Source organism: Streptomyces silvisoli, from assembly GCF_029269905.1.
GTDB lineage: Bacteria > Actinomycetota > Actinomycetes > Streptomycetales > Streptomycetaceae > Streptantibioticus_A > Streptantibioticus_A silvisoli_A.
Genome location: NZ_JARJBC010000003.1, coordinates 413,950 through 437,168, shown reverse-complemented (window position 1 = coordinate 437,168; position 23,219 = coordinate 413,950). Strand labels below are relative to the sequence as shown.

General features: G+C 71.6%; 19 protein-coding genes. 13 read left to right on the top strand and 6 right to left on the bottom strand.

Annotated elements, in window-relative coordinates; all coding sequences use genetic code 11:
• Positions 1–222 precede the first annotated feature (222 nt).
• The gene (locus P3G67_RS07565; protein WP_276092745.1) at positions 223–1,233 is read left to right on the top strand and encodes an isopenicillin N synthase family dioxygenase; all 1,011 of its coding nucleotides are present in this window, start codon (positions 223–225) and stop codon (positions 1,231–1,233) included.
• A gap of 97 nt (positions 1,234–1,330) precedes the next feature.
• Positions 1,331–1,987 (top strand): NAD(P)-dependent oxidoreductase, encoded by a 657-nt coding sequence (locus tag P3G67_RS07560; protein WP_276092744.1) that lies wholly within the window; start codon positions 1,331–1,333, stop codon positions 1,985–1,987.
• A 12-nt stretch (positions 1,988–1,999) separates the two neighbouring features.
• Here P3G67_RS07560 and P3G67_RS07555 read toward each other — a convergent pair whose 3' ends face one another.
• Positions 2,000–2,500: a VOC family protein gene (locus P3G67_RS07555; RefSeq protein ID WP_269855085.1), complete on the bottom strand. Its 501-nt coding sequence runs from the start codon at positions 2,498–2,500 to the stop codon at positions 2,000–2,002.
• Positions 2,501–2,681: 181 nt separating this feature from the next.
• On the opposite strand from P3G67_RS07555, the gene P3G67_RS07550 reads away from it, so the two are divergent.
• The 5 genes from P3G67_RS07550 to P3G67_RS07530 all read left to right on the top strand — a co-directional run bounded on the left by P3G67_RS07550 (position 2,682) and on the right by P3G67_RS07530 (position 11,217).
• Positions 2,682–5,090, top strand: a complete 2,409-nt coding sequence (locus P3G67_RS07550) for a Tex family protein (RefSeq protein WP_391858214.1) — start codon at positions 2,682–2,684, stop codon at positions 5,088–5,090.
• A 284-nt stretch (positions 5,091–5,374) separates the two neighbouring features.
• Entirely contained in the window at positions 5,375–6,502 is a 1,128-nt protein-coding gene (locus P3G67_RS07545) for a CaiB/BaiF CoA transferase family protein (RefSeq protein WP_276092743.1), read from the top strand.
• Between the two features lie 72 nt (positions 6,503–6,574).
• Positions 6,575–7,717: an acyl-CoA dehydrogenase family protein gene (locus P3G67_RS07540; RefSeq protein WP_276092742.1), complete on the top strand. Its 1,143-nt coding sequence runs from the start codon at positions 6,575–6,577 to the stop codon at positions 7,715–7,717.
• A 42-nt stretch (positions 7,718–7,759) separates the two neighbouring features.
• Positions 7,760–8,974 (top strand): acetyl-CoA C-acetyltransferase, encoded by a 1,215-nt coding sequence (locus tag P3G67_RS07535; protein ID WP_269855081.1) that lies wholly within the window; start codon positions 7,760–7,762, stop codon positions 8,972–8,974.
• 71 nt (positions 8,975–9,045) lie between these two features.
• Positions 9,046–11,217, top strand: a complete 2,172-nt coding sequence (locus P3G67_RS07530) for a 3-hydroxyacyl-CoA dehydrogenase NAD-binding domain-containing protein (protein ID WP_276092741.1) — start codon at positions 9,046–9,048, stop codon at positions 11,215–11,217.
• 186 nt (positions 11,218–11,403) lie between these two features.
• Here the strand turns inward: P3G67_RS07530 and P3G67_RS07525 are convergent, their stop codons facing one another.
• From P3G67_RS07525 to P3G67_RS07515, 3 genes are all read right to left on the bottom strand, one after another.
• A complete protein-coding gene (locus P3G67_RS07525) occupies positions 11,404–12,108 on the bottom strand; it encodes a MerR family transcriptional regulator (protein ID WP_276092740.1) in 705 nt (234 codons plus the stop codon).
• An 81-nt stretch (positions 12,109–12,189) separates the two neighbouring features.
• A complete protein-coding gene (locus P3G67_RS07520) occupies positions 12,190–13,764 on the bottom strand; it encodes an acetolactate synthase large subunit (RefSeq protein ID WP_276092739.1) in 1,575 nt (524 codons plus the stop codon).
• An 88-nt stretch (positions 13,765–13,852) separates the two neighbouring features.
• Positions 13,853–14,887, bottom strand: coding sequence for a fatty acid desaturase family protein (locus P3G67_RS07515; RefSeq protein ID WP_276092738.1), 1,035 nt, complete (start codon positions 14,885–14,887; stop codon positions 13,853–13,855).
• A 236-nt stretch (positions 14,888–15,123) separates the two neighbouring features.
• Here P3G67_RS07515 and P3G67_RS07510 point away from each other — a divergent pair, with 236 nt between their 5' ends.
• Both P3G67_RS07510 and P3G67_RS07505 read left to right on the top strand, forming a co-directional pair.
• Positions 15,124–16,311, top strand: coding sequence for a helix-turn-helix domain-containing protein (locus tag P3G67_RS07510; protein WP_276092737.1), 1,188 nt, complete (start codon positions 15,124–15,126; stop codon positions 16,309–16,311).
• 107 nt (positions 16,312–16,418) lie between these two features.
• Positions 16,419–16,811 carry a recombinase family protein gene (locus P3G67_RS07505; protein ID WP_276092736.1) on the top strand — a complete coding sequence of 131 codons (393 nt, stop codon included), beginning with the start codon at positions 16,419–16,421 and terminating at the stop codon, positions 16,809–16,811.
• A 16-nt stretch (positions 16,812–16,827) separates the two neighbouring features.
• Here the strand turns inward: P3G67_RS07505 and P3G67_RS07500 are convergent, their stop codons facing one another.
• Positions 16,828–17,490: a nitroreductase family protein gene (locus tag P3G67_RS07500; RefSeq protein WP_269855074.1), complete on the bottom strand. Its 663-nt coding sequence runs from the start codon at positions 17,488–17,490 to the stop codon at positions 16,828–16,830.
• 331 nt (positions 17,491–17,821) lie between these two features.
• Here P3G67_RS07500 and P3G67_RS07495 point away from each other — a divergent pair, with 331 nt between their 5' ends.
• From P3G67_RS07495 to P3G67_RS07485, 3 genes are all read left to right on the top strand, one after another.
• On the top strand, positions 17,822–19,429 hold the full coding sequence (locus P3G67_RS07495; RefSeq protein WP_276092735.1) for an ABC-F family ATP-binding cassette domain-containing protein: 1,608 nt from the start codon (positions 17,822–17,824) through the stop codon (positions 19,427–19,429).
• Positions 19,430–19,517: 88 nt separating this feature from the next.
• Positions 19,518–20,432 carry a pseudouridine-5'-phosphate glycosidase gene (locus P3G67_RS07490; RefSeq protein ID WP_276092734.1) on the top strand — a complete coding sequence of 305 codons (915 nt, stop codon included), beginning with the start codon at positions 19,518–19,520 and terminating at the stop codon, positions 20,430–20,432.
• Positions 20,429–21,376, top strand: coding sequence for a carbohydrate kinase family protein (locus P3G67_RS07485; RefSeq protein WP_276092733.1), 948 nt, complete (start codon positions 20,429–20,431; stop codon positions 21,374–21,376). The genes P3G67_RS07490 and P3G67_RS07485 overlap by 4 nt, the downstream gene beginning before the upstream one ends.
• On the opposite strand, the gene P3G67_RS07480 is transcribed toward P3G67_RS07485, so the two are convergent.
• Positions 21,323–22,555, bottom strand: coding sequence for a phosphodiester glycosidase family protein (locus P3G67_RS07480; RefSeq protein ID WP_276092732.1), 1,233 nt, complete (start codon positions 22,553–22,555; stop codon positions 21,323–21,325). The genes P3G67_RS07485 and P3G67_RS07480 overlap by 54 nt on opposite strands.
• Positions 22,556–22,772: 217 nt before the next feature.
• Here P3G67_RS07480 and P3G67_RS07475 point away from each other — a divergent pair, with 217 nt between their 5' ends.
• Entirely contained in the window at positions 22,773–23,219 is a 447-nt protein-coding gene (locus tag P3G67_RS07475; protein ID WP_276092731.1) for a nitroreductase family deazaflavin-dependent oxidoreductase, read from the top strand.

Below are 23,219 nucleotides of genomic sequence, written 5' to 3'. Positions count from 1 at the left end.
CGGATCAGCGAGGTATGCTGCCCGCATGCTCGCGCTCGTACGCCGTCGCCACGTGGACTTCGTCCGCGTCACGAGCATGTCCTGTCGCCGCAGCGGCTGATCCCACGGCTTCCCCACTCCAGTCGCCTCTCCGGCTCCGCGATCCCGCCGTACCCCGGCCCGCTCGCGGCGTGCCCGGCCACCGCCGGGGCGTGTCCGGACCTCACCCTGCGGACCACACCCATGTCGCATCAGCTTCCGGTCATCGACCTGTCCGCCGCCTCCGGCGGCCCCGCCGCGCGTGCCCGACTGCACGCCGAACTCCACTCGGCCGCGCACGACGTCGGCTTCTTCCAACTCGTCGGCCACGGCATCACGTCCGCCGAGACCGCCGCGCTCAACTCCGTGGTACGGGCGTTCTTCGCGCTGCCGGAGAGCGAGCGGTTCGCCATCTCCAACCTCAACTCCCCGCACTTTCGCGGCTACACCCGCATCGGCGACGAGCGCACCGGCGGCAGCCCCGACTGGCGCGACCAGCTCGACATCGGCGCCGAACGCGCCGCGCGCGTCCCCGGCCCCCGCGAGCCCGCCTACTGGTGGCTGGAGGGCCCGAACCAGTGGCCCGCCGCCCTGCCCGAACTGCGCGATACCGCCCTGGCCTGGATCGACCGGCTGAGCGCGGTCGCGGGCCGGCTGCTGAGGGAGTTGCTCGCCGCCATCGGCGCCCCCGCAGACTTCTACGACGACGCCTTCGCCGACCACCCCCATCTGCATCTGAAGATCGTCCGCTACCCGGGCCGCGCGCCCGACGGCGCCGACCAGGGTGTGGGCGCGCACAAGGACTACGGGTTCCTCACCCTGCTGCTCCAGGACGACATCGGCGGCCTCCAGGTCGAGCGGGAGGACGGAGTCTTCCACGACGTACCGCCGCTGCCCGGCGCGTTCGTGGTGAACCTCGGCGAGCTGCTGGAGGTGGCCACCAACGGCTATCTGAAGGCCACCAACCACCGGGTGGTCAGCCCGGCCGCCGCGCAGGAACGATTCTCCGTGCCGTTCTTCTACAACCCGCGGCTGGACGCCCGCATCGAACCGCTGCCGTTCCCGCACGCCGAGCGGGCACCGGGCACCACCCAGGACCCGGCCAATCCGCTGTTCGCCGAGTACGGCCGCAACGAGCTGAAGGGCTGGCTGCGCGCGCACCCCGGTGTGGCCCGCCGCCACCACGCCGCCCTGGCCGCCCCCACGACGGCGTAACCCCGGTTCGCACGCGGCCCGGAAGTGGGGGACCTTGGGAACCGGACCGAACGCGGACAGCGCCCGCGCAGCGGCGGGACAGCGGAGGAGAACCGAGATGTCGACCATCGCCCTGTTCGGAGCCACCGGCACCCTCGGTGGCCGCATACTGCGCGAGGCGCTCAGCCGCGGGCACGAGGTCACCGCGGTGGTGCGTGACCCGGCCAAACTCACCACCGAGCACACCCGGCTGTCGGTCACCAAGGGCGATGTGCTCGACCCGACGACGGTGGCCGCCGCCGCCCAGGGCAAGGACGCGGTGGTGAGCGCGGTCGGAGGGGGCAGTGGCAACGGTCCCGGGCACATCGCCACCATCAGGCCGGCCGCCGAGTCGCTGATCGGCGGCCTGCGCACGCTCGGCCCGCAGGCGCCGCGACTGATCACGGTCGGCGGCGCCGGATCGCTGCGCAGGGCGGACGGTACACGCGTGTGGGACGCGCCGGGACTGCCCGCGTTCCTGCTGCAGATCATGCACGCGCACGGCGAGGCGCTGGACTTCTACCGCACCGTGAAGGACGTGCGGTGGACCAGCATCAGCCCCGCGGCGACGATCGAACCCGGTGAGCGCACCGGCTCCTACCGCACCGCGTCGGAGGACCTGGTCGTCGACGACCAGGGTGAAAGCCGCATCTCCGTCGAGGACTTCGCGATCGCGGTGGTCGACGAGATCGAGAACCCGCGGCACATCGGCGAGCGGTTCGCGGTCGGCTACTGACCGGCCACCGGATCAGGTGGCGGAGCCCGCCGCCGCGCCGGTCAACCGGTCCGGACCCCAGCGCTCCAGGGCCGCGCGCAGGTCGAGCGGGCGCAGCCGGTGCGGCTCCTCGGCGCCCGGCCAGTCCTCGCGCGGCACCCGCCACATCACCTCGAACTCGTTGCCGTCCGGGTCCTTGGCGTACAGCGACTTGGACACCAGGTGGTCCGTGGCACCGACCAGGGCGTCGCGCTCGGTCAACCGGTCCGCGATCTCGGCGAGTTCACCGAGCGTGCCGACCTCCCAGGCGAGGTGGTACAGGCCGACCCGGCCCTGCTCCGGGCCGGGGGCGTGCGCGCCGACGGCGAACAGTCCGAGGTCGTGGTCGTTGAGGGTGTCCTGCGCGCTGAGGAAGGCAGCCCGGTCGGGTATCTCGGTGTCGACCTTGAAACCGAGCACATTCGTGTAGAACTCCACCGCGTCGGCGGTGTCGCGGACGTAGAGCACCGCGTGGTTCAGACGTCGTACGGGCATGGCGTGCTCCTGGGGTGAGGAAACGGCCGGGTGGGGCCGTCACCTCCACCGTACGCCCCCGAAGCTTGAAAGTTCAAGAAGGTTGGGGGCGGCGCGCACCCGGCCCCTGCGCGACAAGCCCGCCACCGCACCGGCACAATGCAGAGCAAAGCTCAGCGAGGCAGAGGAAGCGGAACGGATAGTGACGACAACGTCTATCGGGTCCACCGGTGCTACAGGCGCCACCGAGTCCATCGGACGCGTGATCGCCCAGGAGCTGGGGGTGCGCGAAGGGCAGGTCAAGGCGGCGGTCGACCTGTTGGACGGCGGGGCGACCGTGCCGTTCATCGCGCGCTACCGCAAGGAGGCCACCGGCGCCCTCGACGACGCGCAACTGCGCACCCTGGAGGAGCGGCTGCGCTACCTGCGGGAGTTGGAGGACCGCCGCGCCGCGATCCTGGAATCCATCGAGGCGCAGGGCAAGTTGGACGACGCGCTGCGGGCGCAGATCCTCGCCGCCGACTCCAAGGCCCGGCTTGAGGACATCTACCTGCCCTACAAGCCCAAGCGGCGCACCAAGGCGCAGATCGCCCGCGAGGCGGGTCTGGAACCGCTCGCCGACCGGCTGCTCGCCGATCCCACCGTCGAACCCCGGTCCGCGGCCGAGGAGTTCGTCAACGACACCGTCGCGGACGCCGCCGCCGCACTGGACGGCGCCCGCTCGATCCTGGTGGAGCGTTTCGGCGAGGACGCCGACCTCATCGGCGACCTGCGCGAGCGCATGTGGTCGCGGGGACGGCTCAGCTCCCGCGTACGGGAGGGCAAAGAGGAAGCGGGCGCCAAGTTCGCCGACTACTTCGACTTCGCCGAGCCCTTCGAGAAACTGCCCTCGCACCGCATCCTCGCGATGTTCCGCGGTGAGAAGGAAGAGGTGCTCGACCTCACCCTGGAGCCCGAGGAGCCGCAGGACGGCCCGTCCACCTTCGAGCGAGCCATCGCCGCCCGGTTCCAGATCGCCGACCGCGGCCGTCCGGCCGACGCGTGGCTGCTGGAGACGGTCCGCTGGGCCTGGCGCACCCGGATCCTGGTCCACCTGGGCATCGACCTGCGCACCCGGCTGCGCACCGCCGCCGAGGACGAGGCGGTCCGGGTCTTCGCCGCCAACCTGCGCGACCTGCTGCTCGCCGCACCCGCCGGGGCGCGCGCCACCATGGGCCTCGACCCCGGCTTCCGCACCGGCGTGAAGGTGGCCGTCACCGACCCGACCGGCAAGGTCGTCGCCACCGAGACGATCTACCCGCACGTACCGCAGCGCCGCTGGGACGAGTCGCTGGCCACCCTCGCCAGGCTGTGCGCCGCCCACAAGGTGGACCTGATCGCCATCGGCAACGGCACCGCCTCCCGGGAGACCGACAAGCTCGCCGCCGACCTGATCAAGGCGCACCCAGAGCTGAACCTCACCAAGGTCGTGGTCTCCGAGGCGGGCGCGTCGGTCTACTCCGCCTCCGCCTACGCCTCCCAGGAACTCCCGGACCTGGACGTGTCGTTGCGCGGCGCGGTCTCCATCGCCCGACGGCTACAGGACCCGCTCGCCGAACTGGTCAAGATCGACCCCAAGTCGATCGGCGTCGGCCAGTACCAGCACGACCTGGCCGAGGCCAAGTTGTCCCGCTCGCTGGACGCGGTGGTCGAGGACTGCGTCAACGGCGTCGGCGTGGACCTCAACACCGCCTCCGCACCGCTGCTGCGCCGGGTCTCCGGCATCACGGCGACGCTCGCCGACAACATCGTCCAACACCGTGACGACAACGGCCCGTTCCGCACCCGCAAGGACCTCAAGGACGTGGCCAGGCTCGGACCGAAGGCGTTCGAGCAGTGCGCGGGCTTCCTGCGGATCACCGACGGCGACGACCCGCTGGACGCCTCCGCCGTGCACCCGGAGGCGTACCCGGTGGTGCGCCGCATCGTCTCCGCGGCGGGCGGCGACATCAAGGCGCTGATCGGTGACAGCAAGAAGCTGCGCGGCCTGAAGCCGCAGGACTTCGCGGACGAGACGTTCGGCGTGCCCACCGTCACCGACATCCTCGGCGAGTTGGAGAAGCCGGGCCGCGACCCGCGTCCCGCCTTCAGGACCGCCACCTACAAGGAGGGCGTCGAGGAGCTGAAGGACCTGGTGCCCGGAATGCTGCTGGAGGGCGTGGTCACCAACGTCGCGGCCTTCGGCGCGTTCGTGGACATCGGCGTCCACCAGGACGGTCTGGTCCATGTGTCCGCGATGTCCAAGTCGTTCGTCAAGGATCCCCGCGATGTGGTCAAGCCCGGCGACGTGGTGCGGGTGAAGGTCCTCGACGTGGACATCCCGCGCAAGCGCGTCGGCCTCACGCTGCGGCTGGACGACGAGGCGGGCGCGCCGCGCGGCGAGCGCGAGCAGCGCGGCGGTGGCAAGGTCGAGCAGCGCGGCGGTGGCAGGGGCGGTGCGAAGCGGAACGCGCCGCCGAGGCAGAACCGCGGCCAGGCAAGGGACTCCGGGGGCGGTGGCGCGCTGGCCGACGCGCTGCGCCGGGCAGGCCTGGTGAGCGGCGACGGCGGCCCGGGCCGCGGCCGCCGGTAGCCCACGAGAAGGGCCGGGACGCGAGAGGCGGTTTCCAGGGATCGCCGAGCGTCCCGGCCCTTTTGGCTTTGGGGCGCAAAGGGCATGACGGGCGGGGAAGTTCGGGACCGAAGGGCCTGGGGCCGGGCGGCGAAGCCCCGACCCGGAACGCGCGGTGAAGCCCCCGAAGAATTCGCCGCCACCGGCCGGGGTGGCCCTTGCCCCGCGTGCCGCGGACTTCTAACATCCCTGATGTTACACCTGTACTGTCAAAGTGATGGCTGTCGTGGCAGGGGAGCCGGTCCATGGACGAGCCGAGAAGTCCCGGTCCGCTGGCGGGAGTCAGGGCCGTGGAGTTGGCCGGCATCGGCCCGGGACCGTTCGCCGCGATGCTGCTGGCGGACCTCGGCGCCGATGTGGTCCGCGTCGACCGGCCGGGCGGCGCGCCGCTGGGCATCGACCCCGCGCACGACGTCACCAACCGCAACAAGCGCTCCGTCGTCGTGGACCTCAAGTCCGAGGCCGGACCAGGACTCGTGGTCGAGCTGGCGCGGCGTGCCGACATCCTGATCGAGGGCTACCGGCCGGGCGTCGCCGAGCGGTTGGGCGTGGGACCCGACGAGTGCCTGGCCGCGAACCCCCGCCTGGTCTACGGGCGGATGACCGGCTGGGGCCAGCAAGGACCGCTCGCCCACAGCGCCGGACACGACATCGGCTACATCGCCACCGTCGGGACCCTCGGCATGATCGGCCCCGCCGAGGGCCCACCCTCCGTACCCGCCAACCTCCTCGGCGACTACGCGGGCGGCTCCCTCTACCTCGTCGTCGGAGTACTCGCCGCCCTGCACCACGCCCGGTCTACCGGCGCCGGACAGGTGGTGGACGCCGCCATCGTGGACGGCACCGCGCATCTGGGCGCGATGATCTGGGGGATGCTCGGCGCGGGCGCGTGGCAGGACCGGCGCGGTGTCAACCTGCTGGACGGCGGCTGCCCTTACTACGGCGTCTACCAGACATCTGACGGCGGCCACATGGCCGTCGGCGCCCTGGAGCGGCCGTTCTACACGGAGTTCGCCGCGCTGTTGGAACTCGGCGAGGACGCACCGGACCGCGACGACCCGTCCCGCTGGGGGGAGTTGCGAGAGCGCGTCGCCGAGTGTTTCAGGTCCCGTACCCGGCAGGAGTGGACCGAGGTCTTCGAGGGGCGGGACGCCTGTGTGGCACCGGTGCTCTCGCTGCGCGAGGCGGCCCGCCATCCGCATCTGGCGGCCCGCGGCACCTTCACCGCGGACGCCGAGGGACGCACCCAGCCCGCGCCCGCGCCACGGTTCTCGGCCACCCCGGGCGGGTTGCGCCGTCCGCCCGCGGTGCCGGGGGCCCACACGGGGGAAGTGGCCCGTGACTGGAACCTGCCGGCGCTCAACGGGGGTTGAGCGAACCTGTGGTGGCACGCACCGGGTGCCCCCGCCTCCGGCCAGCGAACACGACAAGAGGGAGCCAGCAGCATGCGGCGGGACCTGTTCACCGCGGAACATGAGGCGTTCCGTGAGACGGTGCGCACCTTCCTGGCCAAGGAGGTGCTACCGCACCACGCCCGCTGGGAGCGGGCGGGCGTGGTCGACCGGGACGCCTGGCTGGCCGCGGGACGGCAGGGGCTGCTGGGCCTCGCCGTACCCGAGGAGTACGGAGGCGGCGGCACCGACGACTTCCGCTACGCGGTCGTGCTCGCGGAGGAGTTCACCAGGGCCGGTGCCTCCGGGCTCGCCATCGGCCTGCACAACGACATCGTCGGCCCGTACCTCACCTCGCTCGGCAGCGAGGAGCAGAAGCGCCGCTGGCTGCCCGGGTTCTGCGGCGGCGAGAGCATCGGCGCCATCGCCATGACCGAACCGGGCGCCGGCTCCGACCTCCAGGGGATCCGAACCACCGCCACCGACCAGGGCGACCACTGGCTGCTGAACGGCACCAAGACCTTCATCTCCAACGGAATCCTGGCCGACCTGGTCGTCGTGGTGGCCAGAACCACACCGGAGGGCGGCGCCAGGGGACTGAGCCTGCTGGTCGTGGAGCGCGGCACGCCCGGTTTCGAACGGGGCCGCAACCTCGACAAGATCGGCCAGAAGGCCCAGGACACCGCCGAGTTGTTCTTCTCCGACGTACCTGTGCCCAAGGAGAACCTGCTGGGCACCGAGAACGGCGCCTTCGGCCACCTGATGGCCAATCTGCCGCAGGAGCGGCTGGCCATCGCGGTCGCCGCCATCGCCGCGGCCGAGCACCTGCTGGAACTGACCCGTACCTACGTCAAGGAGCGCGAGGCGTTCGGCCGACCGCTGGCCAAACTCCAGCACGTCCGCTTCGAGATCGCCGAGATGGCCACCGAGTGCGCGGTCACCCGGACCTTCGTGGACCGCTGCGTCACCGAGCACAACCGCGGCGGACTGGACGCGGTGCACGCCTCGATGGCCAAGTGGTGGGCCACCGAACTGCAGAAGCGGGTCGCCGACCGCTGTCTGCAACTGCACGGCGGCTACGGCTACATGACCGAGTACCCGGTCGCCAGGGCCTTCACCGACGGCCGCATCCAGACGATCTACGGCGGCACCACCGAGATCATGAAGGAGATCATCGGCCGCGCGCTGCTGTCCTGAGAAGACCTTCCGACGTCCCATCAACCACGGAGAAGAAGAACGTTGAGTACCGAAGCGTACGTGTATGACGCGATCCGCACCCCGCGCGGTCGCGGCAAGGCCAACGGCGCGCTGCACGGCACCAAGCCGGTCGACCTGGTCGTCGGGCTGATCCATGAACTGCGCCGCCGCTTCCCCGCCCTGGACCCGGCCGCCATCGACGACGTCGTGCTGGGCGTGGTCAGCCCGCTCGGTGACCAGGGCTCCGACATAGCCAAGATCGCCGCCATTGCCGCGGGCCTGCCGGACACCGTCGCGGGCGTGCAGGAGAACCGCTTCTGCGCCTCGGGTCTGGAAGCGGTCAACATGGCCGCCGCCAAGGTGCGTTCGGGCTGGGAGGACCTGGTCCTGGCGGGCGGCGTGGAGTCGATGTCGCGGGTGCCGATGGGGTCCGACGGCGGCGCCTGGGCCATGGACCCGATGACCAGCTTCGAAACCGGCTTCGTGCCCCAGGGCATCGGCGCCGACCTGATCGCCACCATCGAGGGCTTCGGCCGCGCGGATGTGGACGCCTTCGCCGCGGAGTCACAGGCACGCGCCACCGAGGCATGGAAGTCCGGGTACTTCGACCGGTCCGTGGTCCCGGTGCGCGACCGCAACGGCCTGGTGGTGCTCGACCGCGACGAGCACATCCGCCCCGGCACCACGGTGGAGAGCCTCGCCGGGCTCAAGCCGTCGTTCGCCGCCATCGGCGAGGCCGGCGGCTTCGACGCCGTGGCGCTGCAGAAGTACCACTGGGTCGAGAAGATCGACCACGTCCACCACGCGGGCAACTCCTCCGGCATCGTGGACGGCGCCGCCCTGGTCGCCATCGGCAACCGCGAGGTCGGCGAGCGCCACGGGCTCACCCCGCGCGCCCGCATCGTCTCCGCCGCGGTCTGCGGCGCCGACCCGACCATCATGCTCACCGGCCCGGCCCCCGCCGCCCGCAAGGCGCTCGCCAAGGCGGGCCTTGGCACCGGCGACATCGACCTCGTCGAGATCAACGAGGCGTTCGCCGCCGTGGTGTTGCGCTTCGCCCGGGACATGGAGATCGACCTGGACCGGATCAACGTCAACGGCGGTGCCATCGCCATGGGCCACCCGCTGGGCGCCACCGGCGCGATGATCCTGGGCACCCTCATCGACGAGTTGGAGCGGCGCGACCAGCGCTACGGCCTGGCCACCCTCTGCGTGGGCGGCGGCATGGGCATCGCCACCGTCGTCGAACGCCTCTGAACACGTTCGCCGTTGCTGATTCCCTTCACCAGGGGTGCTGCCCCTGGACCCCGAAACTTGGAGCCCCAGGAATGACCACGCGCACCACCATCCGGTGGGAACAGGACGCCGACGGCGTCGTCACCCTCGTGCTGGACGACCCCGCCCAGTCCGCCAACACCATGAACGACGCCTTCGCCGACTCGCTCGAAGCCGTCGTGGCACGCCTGGAGGCCGAACGCGAGCAGCTGCGCGGCGTCATCGTCACCTCCGCCAAGAAGACCTTCTTCGCCGGAGGCGACCTACGCGACCTGATCCGCGCCACCCCCGACCGGGCGGCGGACGTCTTCGCGGGGGGCATGCGCGTCAAGCGGCTGCTGCGCCGACTGGAGACGCTCGGCAGGCCGGTGGTCGCGGCGGTCAACGGCGCGGCCCTGGGCGGCGGTTACGAGATCGCGCTGGCCTGCCACCACCGGGTGGTGCTGGACGCGCCCGGCACGAAGATCGGGTTGCCCGAGGTCACCCTCGGCCTGCTGCCCGGGGCGGGTGGCGTGGTCCGCACGGTACGGCTGCTGGGCGTCGCCGACGCCCTGCTGAAGGTGCTGGTGCAGGGCACCCAGTACACCCCGCGGCGCGCCCTGGCGGCCGGGCTGATCCACGAGGTCGCCGACAGCCGCGAGGACCTGCTGGCCCGCGCCCGTGCCTTCGTCGACGCCAACCCCGAGGCCCGGCAGCCCTGGGACGCCGACGGCTACCGGATCCCCGGCGGCACGCCCGCCAACCCGAAGTTCGCCGCCAACCTCCCGGCTTTCCCCGCCAACCTCAAGAAGCAGCTCGGTGGCGCCCCCTACCCCGCACCGCGCAACATCCTGGCCGCCGCGGTCGAGGGCGCCCAGGTGGACTTCGAGACCGCGCAGGTCATCGAGGCCCGCTACTTCACCGAGTTGGCCTGCGGCCGGATCTCCAAGAACATGATCCAGGGCTTCTTCTTCGACATGCAGACGGTCAACTCCGGTGCGTCCCGCCCGGACGGCATCGCACCGCACACCGTCCGCAAGGTCGTGGTGCTCGGCGCTGGAATGATGGGCGCGGGCATCGCCTACGCCTGTGCGCGCTCCGGCATCGACGTGGTGCTCAAGGACGTCTCGCTGGAGGCCGCCGAGCGCGGAAGGTCGTACTCGGTCGGGCTGCTGGACAAGGCGGTGGCCAAGGGCCGGACGACCCCCGAGCAGCGTGACGAGGTGCTGGCCCGGATCACCCCGACCGGCGACGCCGCGGACGCGGCGGGCTGCGACGCGGTGATCGAGGCGGTCTTCGAGGACCCGGCGGTCAAGCACAAGGTCTTCCAGGAGATCCAGGAGGTCGTCGCACCCGACGCGCTGCTGTGCTCCAACACCTCCACCCTGCCGATCACCATGCTCGCCGAGGGAGTCGCCCGGCCCCAGGACTTCGTCGGACTGCACTTCTTCTCGCCGGTCGACAAGATGCCGCTGGTGGAGATCATCAAGGGCGAGCGGACCGGTGACGAGGCGCTGGCCCGCGCCTTCGACCTGGTCCGGCAGATCCGCAAGACCCCGATCGTGGTCAACGACTCGCGCGGCTTCTTCACCTCCCGGGTCATCGGGCAGTTCATCAACGAGGGTGTGGCGATGATCGGCGAGGGCGTCGACCCCTCCTCGGTGGAGCAGGCGGCGGCGCAGGCCGGTTACCCGGCCAAGGTGCTGTCGCTGATGGACGAGTTGACGCTCACCCTGCCGCGCAAGATCCGCGACGAGTCCCGCCGGGCGGTCGAGGAGGCCGGCGGCAGCTACCAGCCGCATCCCGCGGAGGCGGTCATCGACCGCATGGTGGACGAGTTCGGCCGACCCGGCCGCAGCGGGGGAGCGGGCTTCTACGAGTACGACAACGGCCAGCGTGCCGGGCTGTGGCCGGGGCTGCGCGAGCACTTCGGCAAGCCGGAGGTGGCGGTTCCGTTCGAGGACATCAAGGAACGGATGCTGTTCTCCGAGGCACTGGACTCGGTGCGCTGCCTTGAGGAGAACGTCCTGACCTCGGTCGCCGACGCCAATGTCGGCTCCCTGCTCGGCATCGGCTTCCCCGCGTGGACGGGCGGTGTACTCCAGTACATCAACGGCTACGAGGGCGGACTCCCCGGATTCGTGGCCCGGGCCCGCGAGTTGCGGGCCGCGTACGGCGAACGCTTCGCTCCGCCGCGGCTGCTGCTGGACAAGGCAGAACGCGGCGAGGTCTTCACGAACGCGTAGCGTGGCGCCGGACGGTGTTGGGGGCTCGCCCTCAACACTGCCCGGTGTAACGGGACTTCGCACGTCCCCGTCGCCGTACGACGACCACGGCGACGATCACCGGGACGGCGGTCCAGGCCGCCAGCGCTGCCCATGAGCCGCCGACCGTTTCCGGATGCCTGCCCGGTCCCGCCCTCGCGGCAGGCATCACTCACCGGACCGCTGCGCGTACAGCGCCCGCAGCTCCTCGCGCAGGGACCGCTGGAACGCCGTGACCAGTGCCTGCACGACCAGCGGTTGCATATGCGCCGAGAGCGACTTCACCTCGCGCAGGCTGCCTTCCTCCCACATCTCGTCCCGGAACATCCGGCTCAACTCCCGTGCCGCCGCGCGGGAGTGCTGGAGCATGACCTCGCGCGCCGCCAGGATCGTCTCCAGCGCCACGGGCACGTCCAGCAGCCGTACGCCCAGGTGCAGGATGCCCGGGTCCACCTCGAACACGTTCGGGTCGTCACCGCGCCGCAGTACGTTCATCGCCGCCAGCCGGTCCACGTCCTGCTCGCTGAGCGCCCGGCCCGCCCGCCGTTCCAACTCCTCACGGGTCGCCTCCTGCGCGTCCTCCGGCAGCCAGGAGGCGACGAGCGCGCGGTGGATGGCGAGGTCGTGTGCGGTGATGTCGGCCGGGAGCTGCTCCAGATACCGTTCGATGGCGGCCAGCGTCAGCCCCTGGTGCTGCAACTCCTCGATCAGCGCCAGCCGGGCCAGGTGCTCGGGACCGTAGTGCCCCACCCGGCGCGGGCCGAGCACCGGAGGCGGCAGCAGGCCCTTGGTGCCGTAGAAGCGGACGGTCCGCACCGTCACCCCGGCCCGCGCGGCCAACTCGTCCACGGTGAGGCTCGGCGGCGGAGTCATCGACTGGCCCTCGCTTTCTGGTCGGCGACCGCGGCGGTCTGGTGAGACAGTATTGCTGTCTCAGCGAGGTTGCGAAACCGCTCACACCAGCGGTGGCACCACGGCCTCGACCAGATGCGGTCCCGGTTCGGCGAGCGCGCGGCCCAGCGCCCTCGTGAACTCCTCGGCGGTGACGGAGCGTTCGGCCGGAACGCCCATGCCCCGCGCGATGCTCACGAAGTCCAGCCCGGGCCGGGACAGGTCCAGCAGTTCGCGGGCCTTCGGCCCGGGCTCGGCGGCGGCCGCCCGCCGCAGCTCCATGTTCAGGATCGCGTACCCGCTGTTGTTCAGTACGACCGTCGTCACATCGAGGCCCTCGTGCGCCTGGGTCCACAGGGCCGAGATGGTGTACATGGCGCTGCCGTCCGACTCCAGGCAGAGCACCGGCCGGTCCGGGCAGGCCACCGCCGCACCGGTGGCCACCGGCAGCCCCTGGCCGATCGCCCCACCGGTCAGCGTCAGCCAGTCGTGCGGCGGAGCGCCCGCGGTGGCGCCTGGTAGCCAGGGGCCCGAGGTGTTGGCCTCGTCCACCACGATCGCCCGCTCCGGCAGCAGCGCGCCGACCACGTACGCCATGGTCTCGGCGGTCAGCGCGCCGCCCGGCGGCGACGGCCGCTCGGGCGCGGCCAGTTGGGCGGCGGCGCCCTTCGCCGTGGCGTCCGCCAGCGCGGTCAGCGCCCCGGTCAGGTCCTCCTGGCCGTGCGCCAGGACGTGCACCTGGCAGTCCTCCGGGACCAGATCGCCCGCCGCTCCGGGATACGCGAAGAACGACACCGGTGAGACCGCGCCGGCCAGCACCAGGTGTCGTACGCCCGCCAGTTGACCGGCGACCGCCTCCGCCCGATAGGCCAGCCGCTCCGCCACGGGCACCCCGGCCCCGCGCTCCAGCCGGGCCGGGAACGTCTCGCACAGCAGCCTGGCGCCGGTCGCCGCCGCGATCCGGCCCGCTGCCCGCAGCCCCTCGCCCCGGGTGGCCGCGCCCCCGATCAGCAGCGCCCCCGGTTCACCGGACCGCAGGACGCCGGCGGTGCGCGCCACCACCTCGTCCGCCACCGGGATCGGCCTGACCACATCGACCGTGCCGGGACCACCGGTTGCCGGGGCAGCGCTCCACGACACATCGGTCCACGCCAGATCCGCGGGCAGGATCAGGGTGGCGATCCGGCCCGGCGGGGTCAGTGCCGCGGCGACCGCGTCCGCCGCGTCGGCGGCCAGATCGTCCGCCGCGCCCGCCCGGCGCAACCAGCCGGACACCGTCGCCGCCACCGCGTCGATGTCCGACTCCAGCGGCGGATCCAGCCGCTTGTGGTACGTGGCGTGGTCGCCCACCACGTTCACCAGCGGGGTGCAGGCGCGGCGGGCGTTGTGCAGATTGGCCAGACCGTTGCCCAGACCTGGACCGAGGTGCAGCAGGGTGGCCGCGGGCCGGTCCGCCATCCGCCCGTACCCGTCCGCCGCCCCCGTGGCCACGCCCTCGAACAGGCACAGCACCGCACGCGGCGCGGGAACCTCGTCCAACGCCGCCACCAGGTGCATCTCGGACGTACCGGGGTTCCCGAAGCAGACCTCCACACCGGCGTCGGCGAGGCTGCTGATCAGGGACTGCGCACCGTTCATCCCGGTCCTCCTGCGGCAGGGCGTTCCTGTTCCCGACGCTAGCGGCTGGCCGGGGGCCGCGTGGGCGGCGACGCGAGGAGCCACCCGTTCACGCGCCGCGCAAAGGAGCACCGACGGCGTGCATATGGCGCAGCGCCTGTGCGTACGACTCCATGAGCCCGGCCTCCGCGTACGGGACGCCGAGCCGCTGGCAGTGCTCGCGCACCAGCGGCTGCACCAGCCGCAGGTGCGGGCGCGGCATGCTGGGGAACAGATGGTGTTCGATCTGGTAGTTGAGCCCGCCGAGGAACCAGTCCGTGGCGCGGCCGCCGCGGACGTCACGCGAGGTCAGCACCTGGCGGCGCAGATGACCCCAGCGCTGCCCGTCGTCCTCCGGCATCGCCATCCCCTTGTGGTTCGGCGCGAACGAGCATCCCAGGTGCAGTCCGAACAGGGCGTGGTGCAGCACGGCGAAGACCACCGCGGTTCCCACCGGCATCGCGGTGAGCAGCAGCGCCACGTACCCGGCGAGGTGTGCCGCGAGCAGTACGGCCTCGACGGCCCGGTCTCGCGGAGGCCGTCGCCTGAGGTCCTGCACGGTGGCCACCTTCAGCGCGAAGCCCTCCAGCAGCAGCATCGGGAAGAACAGCCGGGCCTGATGCTTCGCCAGGAAGCGGGCGAAGCCCTCCCGCTGGACCGCCTGCGCCCGGCTCCACACCAGCGCGCCGACCTCCACATCGGGGTCCTTGCCCACGTGGTTGGGGTTGGCGTGGTGCCGGTTGTGCTTGTCGTTCCACCAGCCGTAGCCCATCCCCAGCAGCAGGTCGCCGTGCACCAGCCCCAGCACCCGGTTCACCCCGCGGCGCCGGGCGATCTGCTGATGGCCCGCGTCATGCCCGATGAAGGCGGTACGGCCGCACAGCACCGCCAACGGGACGGCGAGCAGCAGCACCCACCAGGAGCCGCCCAGCACCAGCACGCCCGCCCAAGTGACCGCTAGGGCCAGAGCGTTGAACGTGATCGTCCGTATGTAGTATCCGGCCCGTCGGCCCAGTAGACCGCGTTCCTTGGCCAGCCGCAGCAACGGCGCGAACTCACTTCCCTTGGTGCGGGGCGGCGCGGCGAGCGTGCTGGTCGGCGGCATGCGGAACTCCTGGTGACGGGGCGGGAAGCTGACCCCTAGAACCTAGGAACCCGCCGCCGCCCGAACCATGGAGTCACCACCCGGGCTGACCGGGGGAGTCCACCGCCACCGACCCGGGGGACAACCCCCGTACACCGCCAGAGGTAGCGCCCGCACCGGCAGAAGCATGGGCCAACGACCGTTCCACGGGTGCCGACTGGGGGTACGGTTCCGTTGTCGCCAGAACGGAGACCAGCATGACTGAGGAGACCTCGTCTCACATCGGGGGGCGGCTGCGGGAAATTCGCAAGCGACGAGGGCTCACCCAGCAGGGTCTCGCGTCCGCGTCCGGTGTCTCTCTGTCGCTCGTCCGGAAGCTGGAACAAGGCGAGCGGCCCGACACCCGTCTGGAGACCGCACGGCGGCTTGCCGTCGCCCTACGCGTCCCCACGTCCCGGCTCATCGCCGACCGTCATGAAGAGGGTGCCGATCCCCAGACCGTTGATCGCTGGGCGGCAGTGCGTGAAGCGCTCCTCACCCCGGCACCGTCCGGGCCGGACGAGCCCCCCACCCTCGACGGGGTACGTGATGCCATCAAGGCAGCTGTACCGCTGTTCGCCTCCGACCAGTTCGCCGAGTTGAGCACCATTCTGCCCGCCCTGTTGCGCGATGCCGATGCCCTCGTCGAGGTTTCCTCGGCCGCACGCCGGGTGCGCGGCAGACTCTTGCAGTTGACCGGGTGGCTGCTCACCCAGACACGGCAGTTCGACGCCGCCGAGGCCGTGATGGAGCGAGCCATGGACGACGCCGCCGACCGGCTTGACGCCGCTGCGACGGTCAGCACCCAGTGCTGGCTGCTACTGCGCCGCGGCAGTGTCGCGGACGCAAGGGAGTTGGCAATCCAGTGGGCGGACGAGGTGGAGCCGCGAATGTCGCGGGCCACGCCGGAGGACCTCAGCGCGTGGGGTTGGCTCCTGCTACGCGCCTCGGCCGCGTCGATCCGCGACAACCGTCCAGGTGAAGCCGACGATACGCTCAGGCTCGCCAAGTCGGCGGCGGTCGCCACCGGTCAGGAGTGGACACCCGCCGGTGATTTCCTGCGCACCTTCGGCCCCGTTACGGTGGCGTTGAAGCAGGCAGAGACGGCGATGATCGCAGATCGACCCGACCAAGTGCTCAGACTCGCGGCCAGCATCCCAACGCAGGGATTGCGGCCATCATCGAACAACCTGAACCGGCACCGGCTTGACGTGGCGAACGCCCGTGTCCGGCAACGCCAGTACGCCGAGGCGGTAGAGGTGCTGAACGCGGTCCGCCAAGCTGCACCCCAGTGGCTGGCGCACCAGCGGTACGCACGGGACATCGTGGAGCGCATCGTCACCAGGCGGCGAACGTTGACGGGCGAGATACGAGAGTTGGCGGACACGGTCGGCCTGCCGATATAGCACTGCGTGGCACTTCGCGGCAGGCCGCTGGAAAAGTGCCATTGAGCCCCCGTCACCGGGGACCTACGGTCGGTTACCCACCGTCGATGTGCCGTTCGGAGCCGACCATGACAGCCACTCAGCCAACCCTCGCGTTCATCTACGACCGCCACGTCACCAAGAACATCATCACCCTCGACGTACGCCTGAAAGCCTGCGCGGCGTACGTGCAGAAGCAGGGCTGGGGTTACGGCGGAGGGTTCGTTGACCGGGGTGAGGACGCGCAGTCCCTCAACCGCCGCCCGGCGCTCGATCACCTGTGCAACACCATGCGCGCGGCAGGGACCGACAAGCGCCGCGTCTGCCTCGTGTTCGACTGGGAGCGGTTCGCTTACGACCTGGCAGTGCGTGGGGAGTTGACGCGGCGCGTCCTCTCGCTCGGTGGCTGGGTGGAGACCTGCCGCGGCGAGACACGCGCCCCGGACGGCCGGAGCTCGCACACGGGACGCATCACGCCGTGACTGCCACCCGCGCCGCTCAGAGCCGGACCAGAACCTGATCGAGGTCCTTGCGGTGGATGTCCGGCACCCGCGCGCCCTCGGCCGGGTAGCCGACCGGGATCACATACGAGGCGCGCTCCTCCGGCGGCCGGTCGCACACCTCGTTGAGGAACCGCATCGGGCTCGGGGTGTGGGTGAGCGTCGCGAGCCCCGCCTGGTGCAGCGAGGCCAGCAGCAGGCCGACCGCGATGCCCACCGACTCCTTGGTGTAGTACGGGCGCGGCGATTCCGGTCCCTTGTGCACCTCGAACACCACGACGACCACGGGGGCCTGCTCAAGGAACGGCTTGCGCCAGTCGGTGCCCAGCGGCTCCAGGGCCGCAAGCCACTCCTGCGAGGCCCGCCGGGAGTAGAACTCCCGCTCCTCGGCCTCGGCCGCCTCACGCAGCCGCCGCTTGCGCTCCGGGTCGGTGAGCACCACGAAGCGCCACGGCTGCACGTTGGCGCCACTGGGGGCGGTGGCAGCGGTGCGCACGGCCCACTCCACCACCCCGTCGGGGACCGGTCGGGGGGAGAAGTCACGCACCGTGCGGCGGCGTGCCATCACCTCGTGGAACGCCCTGCTACGCGCTTCCGCCTCGTCGCCGGGGACGGCCATCGGGCGCAGCGGCACCGTGCGGTGAGCGCATTCGTCAACCATGGTCGCCAGCACACCACACCACCCGCCACCACGGAAGGCCGCGCACGGCCATCTGGGCGGCGCCGGAAAATCCGATTGCCATCCGGCGCACCCCTGCCTACGGTTGTTGTCGGCCCTGTTGTCGTCGATCGGAGAAGGCCGTTGCTCTACTGAGGTCCCAGCAGACACCGCGACCGCGAACACCACGCGAAGCCGTGTGCGACCTCAGCCATGAGCCGCCTTCCGCATGCCGGGGCGCCCTCGTTCCATCTGCCGCTTGAGCGTTGCCACTTGCCGCGGTGTCTCCACGTGTTGCCCGATCCCAGATCCACTGAGCAACCGGAGACCACATATGTCTATAGCGTCCCCCTCCATCACCACCGCGGACCTCGGATTCTCCTGGCCCGACGGAACGACCGTGTTCGACGGCTTCCAGATCGCCATCGGCCCCGGCCGCACCGGCCTGATCGGCCTCAACGGCTCCGGAAAGTCCACCCTGCTGCGGCTCCTCGCGAGCGAACTGACGCCCACACACGGCACCTTGCGGGTCACCGGCGAGGTGGGCTACCTGCCGCAGAGCCTCACCCTCGACACCACCGTCCGGGTGGACGAGGCACTCGGCATCCACCGGGTACGGGCCGCCCTGCACGCCATCGAGCGGGGTGACGTCAGCGAACACCACTTCACCACGGTCGGCGACGACTGGGACGTCGAGGAGCGCGCCCGCGCCACCCTCGACCAGTTGGGGCTCGGCCGGATCGGCCTCGACCGTACGGTCGGCGAGGTGTCCGGCGGCGAGTCGGTGCTGCTGCGGCTCGCGGCACTGCTCCTGCGCCGCCCCGACGTCCTGCTGCTGGACGAGCCGACCAACAACCTGGACCTGGCCGCCCGGCAACGGCTCTACGACGCCGTCGCCGCCTGGCGCGGCGTGCTGGTCGTGGTCAGCCACGACCGGGAGCTGCTGGAGCGGGTCGACCAGATCGCCGAGCTGCGCGGCGGCGAAGTGCGCTGGTACGGCGGCAACTTCACCGCCTACCAGACGGCACTCGCCGTGGAACAGGAGGCGGCCGAGCGCATGGTCCGGGCCGCCGAGGCCGATCTGCGCAGGCAGCGGCGCGAACTGGAGGAAACCCAGGTGAAGTTGGCCCGACGGGTCCGCTTCGGGCAGAAGCAGTACGACAACAAGCGCGAACCGCGCATCGTGATGAACGCGCGCAAGCGCGAGGCCCAGGTCTCCGCGGGCAAGTACCGCACCATGCAGACCGAGAAGGTGGCCGAGGCCAAGGCCCGCCTGGACGACGCGGTATCGGCGGTGCGCGACGACGACGAGATCCGCGTCGACCTGCCGCACACCGCGGTGCCGCCCGGCCGCGACGTACTGACCCTGCGCGAGGCCGAGCTGGTGCACGGCGCGCTGGCCCACCTGGAACTGCGCGGCCCGGAACGGGTGGCACTGGTGGGCGGCAACGGGTCCGGCAAGTCCACCTTGTTGCGCACCATCGCCGGGCACCTTACGCCGGTGGCGGGCGAGTCGGTGGCGCACGTCCCGGTGCGCTTCCTGCCGCAGCGGCTCGACGTGCTGGACGACGCGCTCACCGTCGCGGAGAACGTCGCCCGGTTCGCGCCCACCGCGGAGAACAACGTGATCCGGGCCCGGCTGGCCCGGTTCCTGTTCCGCGGAGCCCGCGCCGACCAGCCGGTCGGCACACTGTCCGGCGGCGAAAGGTTCCGGGCGACGCTCGCGGCGCTGATGCTCGCCGAGCCCGCGCCGCAGCTGCTGATGCTGGACGAGCCGACCAACAACCTGGACCTGGCCAGCGTCCGCCAACTGACCAGGGCGCTGGAGTCCTACCAGGGCGCGTTGATCATCGCCAGTCATGACGTGCCGTTCCTACGCGGTATCGGGGCCACCCGTTGGCTGAGGATGGACGGTGAACTGACCGAAATCGATCCGATGTGATCGCCCGGGACGGGTTTGATCAATGCGGTGGGTTTGCGGCGGCCGACCGCGTGCCAGACATGGGGAAGTCGAGCGCAGGAGGCCGCACATGCCCGTCATCAAGCTGTCCGCCGAGGTCCGCGACGCCGTGCGGCGCGCGGCCCCGGTGGTCGCCCTGGAATCGACGATCATCGCCCATGGCCTGCCCCGGCCTCGCAACCTGCGGGTCGCGACCGAGCTGGAGGCACTGGTACGGGAGGGCGGGGCGGTCCCGGCGACCATCGCGGTACTCGACGGCGTACCCCATGTCGGCCTGGACGCGGCCCAGTTGGAGCGGGTCGCGGGCGACCCCTCGATGCGCAAGCTGGGCCACCGCGACCTGGCACCCGCCATCGCCACCGGGGCCAGCGGCGCGACCACCGTCTCCGCCACCGCGTTCCTCGCCGCCCGAGCCGGCCTGCGGATCTTCGCCACCGGCGGACTCGGCGGCGTACACCGCGACTGGACCAGCACCCAGGACGAGTCGGCCGACCTGCGGCTGCTCGCACGCACCCGCATCACCATGGTGTGCGCGGGCGTGAAGTCCATCCTCGACATCCCCGCCACCCTGCAACGCCTCGAAACCCTGGGCGTGGCCGTGGTCGGCTACCGCACCGCCGCCTTCCCCGGCTTCTATCTGCACAGTTCCGGCGAGCCCGTGGACTGGACGGTGCGCGAACCGGCCGATGTCGCCGCCGTGATGCACGCCCAGGACGCGCTCGGCGGCCCCGACTCCGCCCTGATCGTCGCCAACCCGGTACCCGAGGACCGGCAACTCGACCCCGAACTGCACGACCGGGTGCTCGCCGAGGCGCTGCACGCCGCGGCCATCGAGAGCGTCACCGGCCAGGCCATCACCCCGTATCTGCTGGACCACCTGGTACGGCACACCGGCGGCGCCTCCCTGGAGGCCAACCTTGCCGCGGTGCGCGGAAACGTACGGCTGGCCGCCGCGGTCGCGGGCGCCTGGGCACGTGCCGAATGACCGGCGACCGGGCACTGCTGGTCATCGGCGAGGCGGTCACCGACATCGTGGCCCGGCACACCGGAGCGCTCGCCCCGGACACCGACACCCCCGCCCGGATCGCGGTGCGGCCGGGCGGCGCCGGAGCCAACGCGGCGGCCTGGGCGGCGCGTTGCGGCACCGACGTCCGGCTGCTGGCCCGGGTGGGCGCAGCGGACGCCGCATGGCACCGCGACGCGCTGCTCGCCGAGGGAGTGCGGCCGGTGCTGCGCACCGACCACCAGCGACCCACCGCGGTGGTGATCGCACTGGTGGACAGCCGCGCCGAGCGCACCCTGGTCACCGACAGCGGAGCCGCCGTCCACCTCGGCCCGGACGACTGGGACGACCGACTCCTCGACGGTGTCCGGCACCTCCACCTCTCCGGCTACCCGCTGTTCACCGAGCCCGGTCGGCGGCTGGCCGCGCTCGCCATCACCCGGGCGCGGCAGCGGGGCGCGACGGTCAGCGTGGATCCCGCCTCCACCGGCTTCATGGCCCGCACCGGAGTGGCCGTGCTGCGCGACACCATACGCGGCGCCGATCTGCTGCTGCCCAACGCGGCCGAGGCCCGACTGCTCACCGGCCGACGTGAACCGGCCGACGCGGCAAGGGAGTTGACCGAGGACCACCATACGGTGGTGGTGACCCTCGGCGCCCAGGGCGCGCTGGTCGTACGACGCGGCGCGCCCACCCTCCGCATCCCCCCGGTACCGAGCACCCCCGTGGACACCACCGGCGCGGGCGACGCCTTCACCGGTGGCTTCCTGGCGGCACTGCTGCACGGCGCGAACCCGGCCGAGGCGGCTGCCGCCGGATGCCGTACCGGCGCACGGGCCGTGGCCACGGTGGGAGCGCGTCCGCCCGGTCGGCTAGCGGGAGAAGAGTCCGATGCCCTCCGGCACCGGACGCTCGGACCCACCTGACGGATGGTTGCGCACCGTCACCCGGTGGCTGCCCGGGGAGCGGGCGACCAGCGTGGAGGAACCGCCGCCGTCCAGGTCCACCGCCGACTCGGCGCCGAGCTGCCGCATCAAACTCGCCAACTCCGCGATGGTCAACCCGGCATCTCGCTCCGCGTCGCCGTCCAGCGCCAGCAGATACAACCGGCGGCCGCCCGACCCGAATCCGGCCGCCGTGCGGGTCGCGGCGACCGCCCTGTCCAGACCGGACAGTGGGCTACCCCCGCGCAGCACCGGAAAGCCGCCCACCGCGAACCGCAGCCCAGCCGCGCCCGACAGCCCGTCACTCAACCGCACCCGGGCACCAGGCCGCAGCCGCCGCAGCGCCCGCGCCCCACCGTCCCGGCCCACCAGCGCGAAGCCGTCGCGCGGCACCGCCCCGGCACCGGGCCTGCCGGCCACCGCGGTCACCCGGCCGCCGCGCACCGTCACCTCATAGGTGTCCCGGCTGCATCCCGCAGCCCGCAGCCGATCGGTGCCGCACACCGCGCGCTCCCGGGACACGCTTCCCCAGCGCGAAGTGTAGACGCCGACCCCGCCCACCGGCAGGGCGTACTGGTTGAACCCGCGCAGGGGAATCGTCCCACCAGCGGTGGACGCCGAACCGGTGAACGACAGTTGGGCCAGCCGCGCCACCCCGTCGTCGCCCACCGCGATCACATCCCGGGTCGAGGTGCCCGGCGGCAACGGAGGACCGAAGCGCTGACCGTTCGGCACCGCCGCCTTGACCGGCACCCCGCCCTCGACCGCTGGGCCGACCGCCGCGCCGGTCGCGACCACGCCGGGGTGCTGCGCCTCGCTGATGTCGAAGAAGTCCCCGTTGACCCCGGCCACCGCGCCCCGCGCGTCGGCCATCCGGGAGACCGGCTCCCGGGCCGCCACCACACCGGGCGTCAGCAGGTCCACCGAGACATGACGGTTGCTCAGGTCAGCGATGAGCAGATGCCCGTACACCGTGCCGTGCGAGGCGTGCACCGAGAACTCCTGGTACCGCACTCCTGGGGCGATCGCGGTCTGCGCACCGGCCCGCAGACTCACCGCCGGTGCGGCCTGCGCGGTGCCCGCCGCGGACTCCGCCAACAGCGCCCCGCATGCGGCGAGCACCGCCAAGGCCATACGCAGTCTTCGCGGTCGCGGATTCATGATGCCCCCTGAGGTCGGCTCTGCTGTCACTTCCTGGGATGATTGTGCTGGTGATTGAATGATTTGCTGACTCATGGCATGTCACCACGCTCTCGGACAACACGTGGGATACGGACACTGTCTGTTCGAGGAATTCCGCACCGACGTCCTACCGTTGAGGGCTGTTGGGAGGTCAGCAGTCGAACATCCCTCAACCACCGACGACGGAGGCGACGACATGACGGAGTACGACCCCGCCAGCACCAAGCCCAGCCCCACCGACTGGGTCGCCCAGCAGGCCGAGCTGTACGAGAGTTCCGGCGGCACCCAGGGCACCGAGATACACGGTTCGCCCTGCCTCTTGCTCGACTACCGAGGGCGGCGCAGCGGGGACTGGCGCCGCACCGTGCTGATCTACGGGCGGGACGGCGAGGACTATCTGATCGTGGCCTCCAAGGGCGGCGCCGACGACCACCCCCTGTGGTACCTGAGCCTGGAGAACAACCCCGACGTCCATCTGCGCGTCGGCACCGAACGGTTCGCGGCCCACGCCGAAACCCTGTCCCCGCAGGAGAAGGCGCGGGTCTGGCCGCATCTGGTGGAGGTGTTCGCCCCGTACGAGGAGTACCAGCGCAAGACCAGCCGGGACATCCCCGTGGTACGGCTGCGCCGCACCACGGCCTGA

What these genes read in the sequence shown, in the direction of transcription:
- P3G67_RS07565 (WP_276092745.1), top strand. Translation starts at nt 223, where the DNA reads ATGTCGCATCAGCTTCCGGTCATCGACCTGTCCGCCGCCTCCGGCGGC.
- P3G67_RS07560 (WP_276092744.1), top strand. Translation starts at nt 1,331, where the DNA reads ATGTCGACCATCGCCCTGTTCGGAGCCACCGGCACCCTCGGTGGCCGC.
- P3G67_RS07555 (WP_269855085.1), bottom strand. Translation starts at nt 2,500, where the DNA reads ATGCCCGTACGACGTCTGAACCACGCGGTGCTCTACGTCCGCGACACC.
- P3G67_RS07545 (WP_276092743.1), top strand. Translation starts at nt 5,375, where the DNA reads ATGGACGAGCCGAGAAGTCCCGGTCCGCTGGCGGGAGTCAGGGCCGTG.
- P3G67_RS07540 (WP_276092742.1), top strand. Translation starts at nt 6,575, where the DNA reads ATGCGGCGGGACCTGTTCACCGCGGAACATGAGGCGTTCCGTGAGACG.
- P3G67_RS07530 (WP_276092741.1), top strand. Translation starts at nt 9,046, where the DNA reads ATGACCACGCGCACCACCATCCGGTGGGAACAGGACGCCGACGGCGTC.
- P3G67_RS07525 (WP_276092740.1), bottom strand. Translation starts at nt 12,108, where the DNA reads ATGACTCCGCCGCCGAGCCTCACCGTGGACGAGTTGGCCGCGCGGGCC.
- P3G67_RS07520 (WP_276092739.1), bottom strand. Translation starts at nt 13,764, where the DNA reads ATGAACGGTGCGCAGTCCCTGATCAGCAGCCTCGCCGACGCCGGTGTG.
- P3G67_RS07515 (WP_276092738.1), bottom strand. Translation starts at nt 14,887, where the DNA reads ATGCCGCCGACCAGCACGCTCGCCGCGCCGCCCCGCACCAAGGGAAGT.
- P3G67_RS07510 (WP_276092737.1), top strand. Translation starts at nt 15,124, where the DNA reads ATGACTGAGGAGACCTCGTCTCACATCGGGGGGCGGCTGCGGGAAATT.
- P3G67_RS07505 (WP_276092736.1), top strand. Translation starts at nt 16,419, where the DNA reads ATGACAGCCACTCAGCCAACCCTCGCGTTCATCTACGACCGCCACGTC.
- P3G67_RS07500 (WP_269855074.1), bottom strand. Translation starts at nt 17,490, where the DNA reads ATGGTTGACGAATGCGCTCACCGCACGGTGCCGCTGCGCCCGATGGCC.
- P3G67_RS07495 (WP_276092735.1), top strand. Translation starts at nt 17,822, where the DNA reads ATGTCTATAGCGTCCCCCTCCATCACCACCGCGGACCTCGGATTCTCC.
- P3G67_RS07490 (WP_276092734.1), top strand. Translation starts at nt 19,518, where the DNA reads ATGCCCGTCATCAAGCTGTCCGCCGAGGTCCGCGACGCCGTGCGGCGC.
- P3G67_RS07485 (WP_276092733.1), top strand. Translation starts at nt 20,429, where the DNA reads ATGACCGGCGACCGGGCACTGCTGGTCATCGGCGAGGCGGTCACCGAC.
- P3G67_RS07480 (WP_276092732.1), bottom strand. Translation starts at nt 22,555, where the DNA reads ATGAATCCGCGACCGCGAAGACTGCGTATGGCCTTGGCGGTGCTCGCC.
- P3G67_RS07475 (WP_276092731.1), top strand. Translation starts at nt 22,773, where the DNA reads ATGACGGAGTACGACCCCGCCAGCACCAAGCCCAGCCCCACCGACTGG.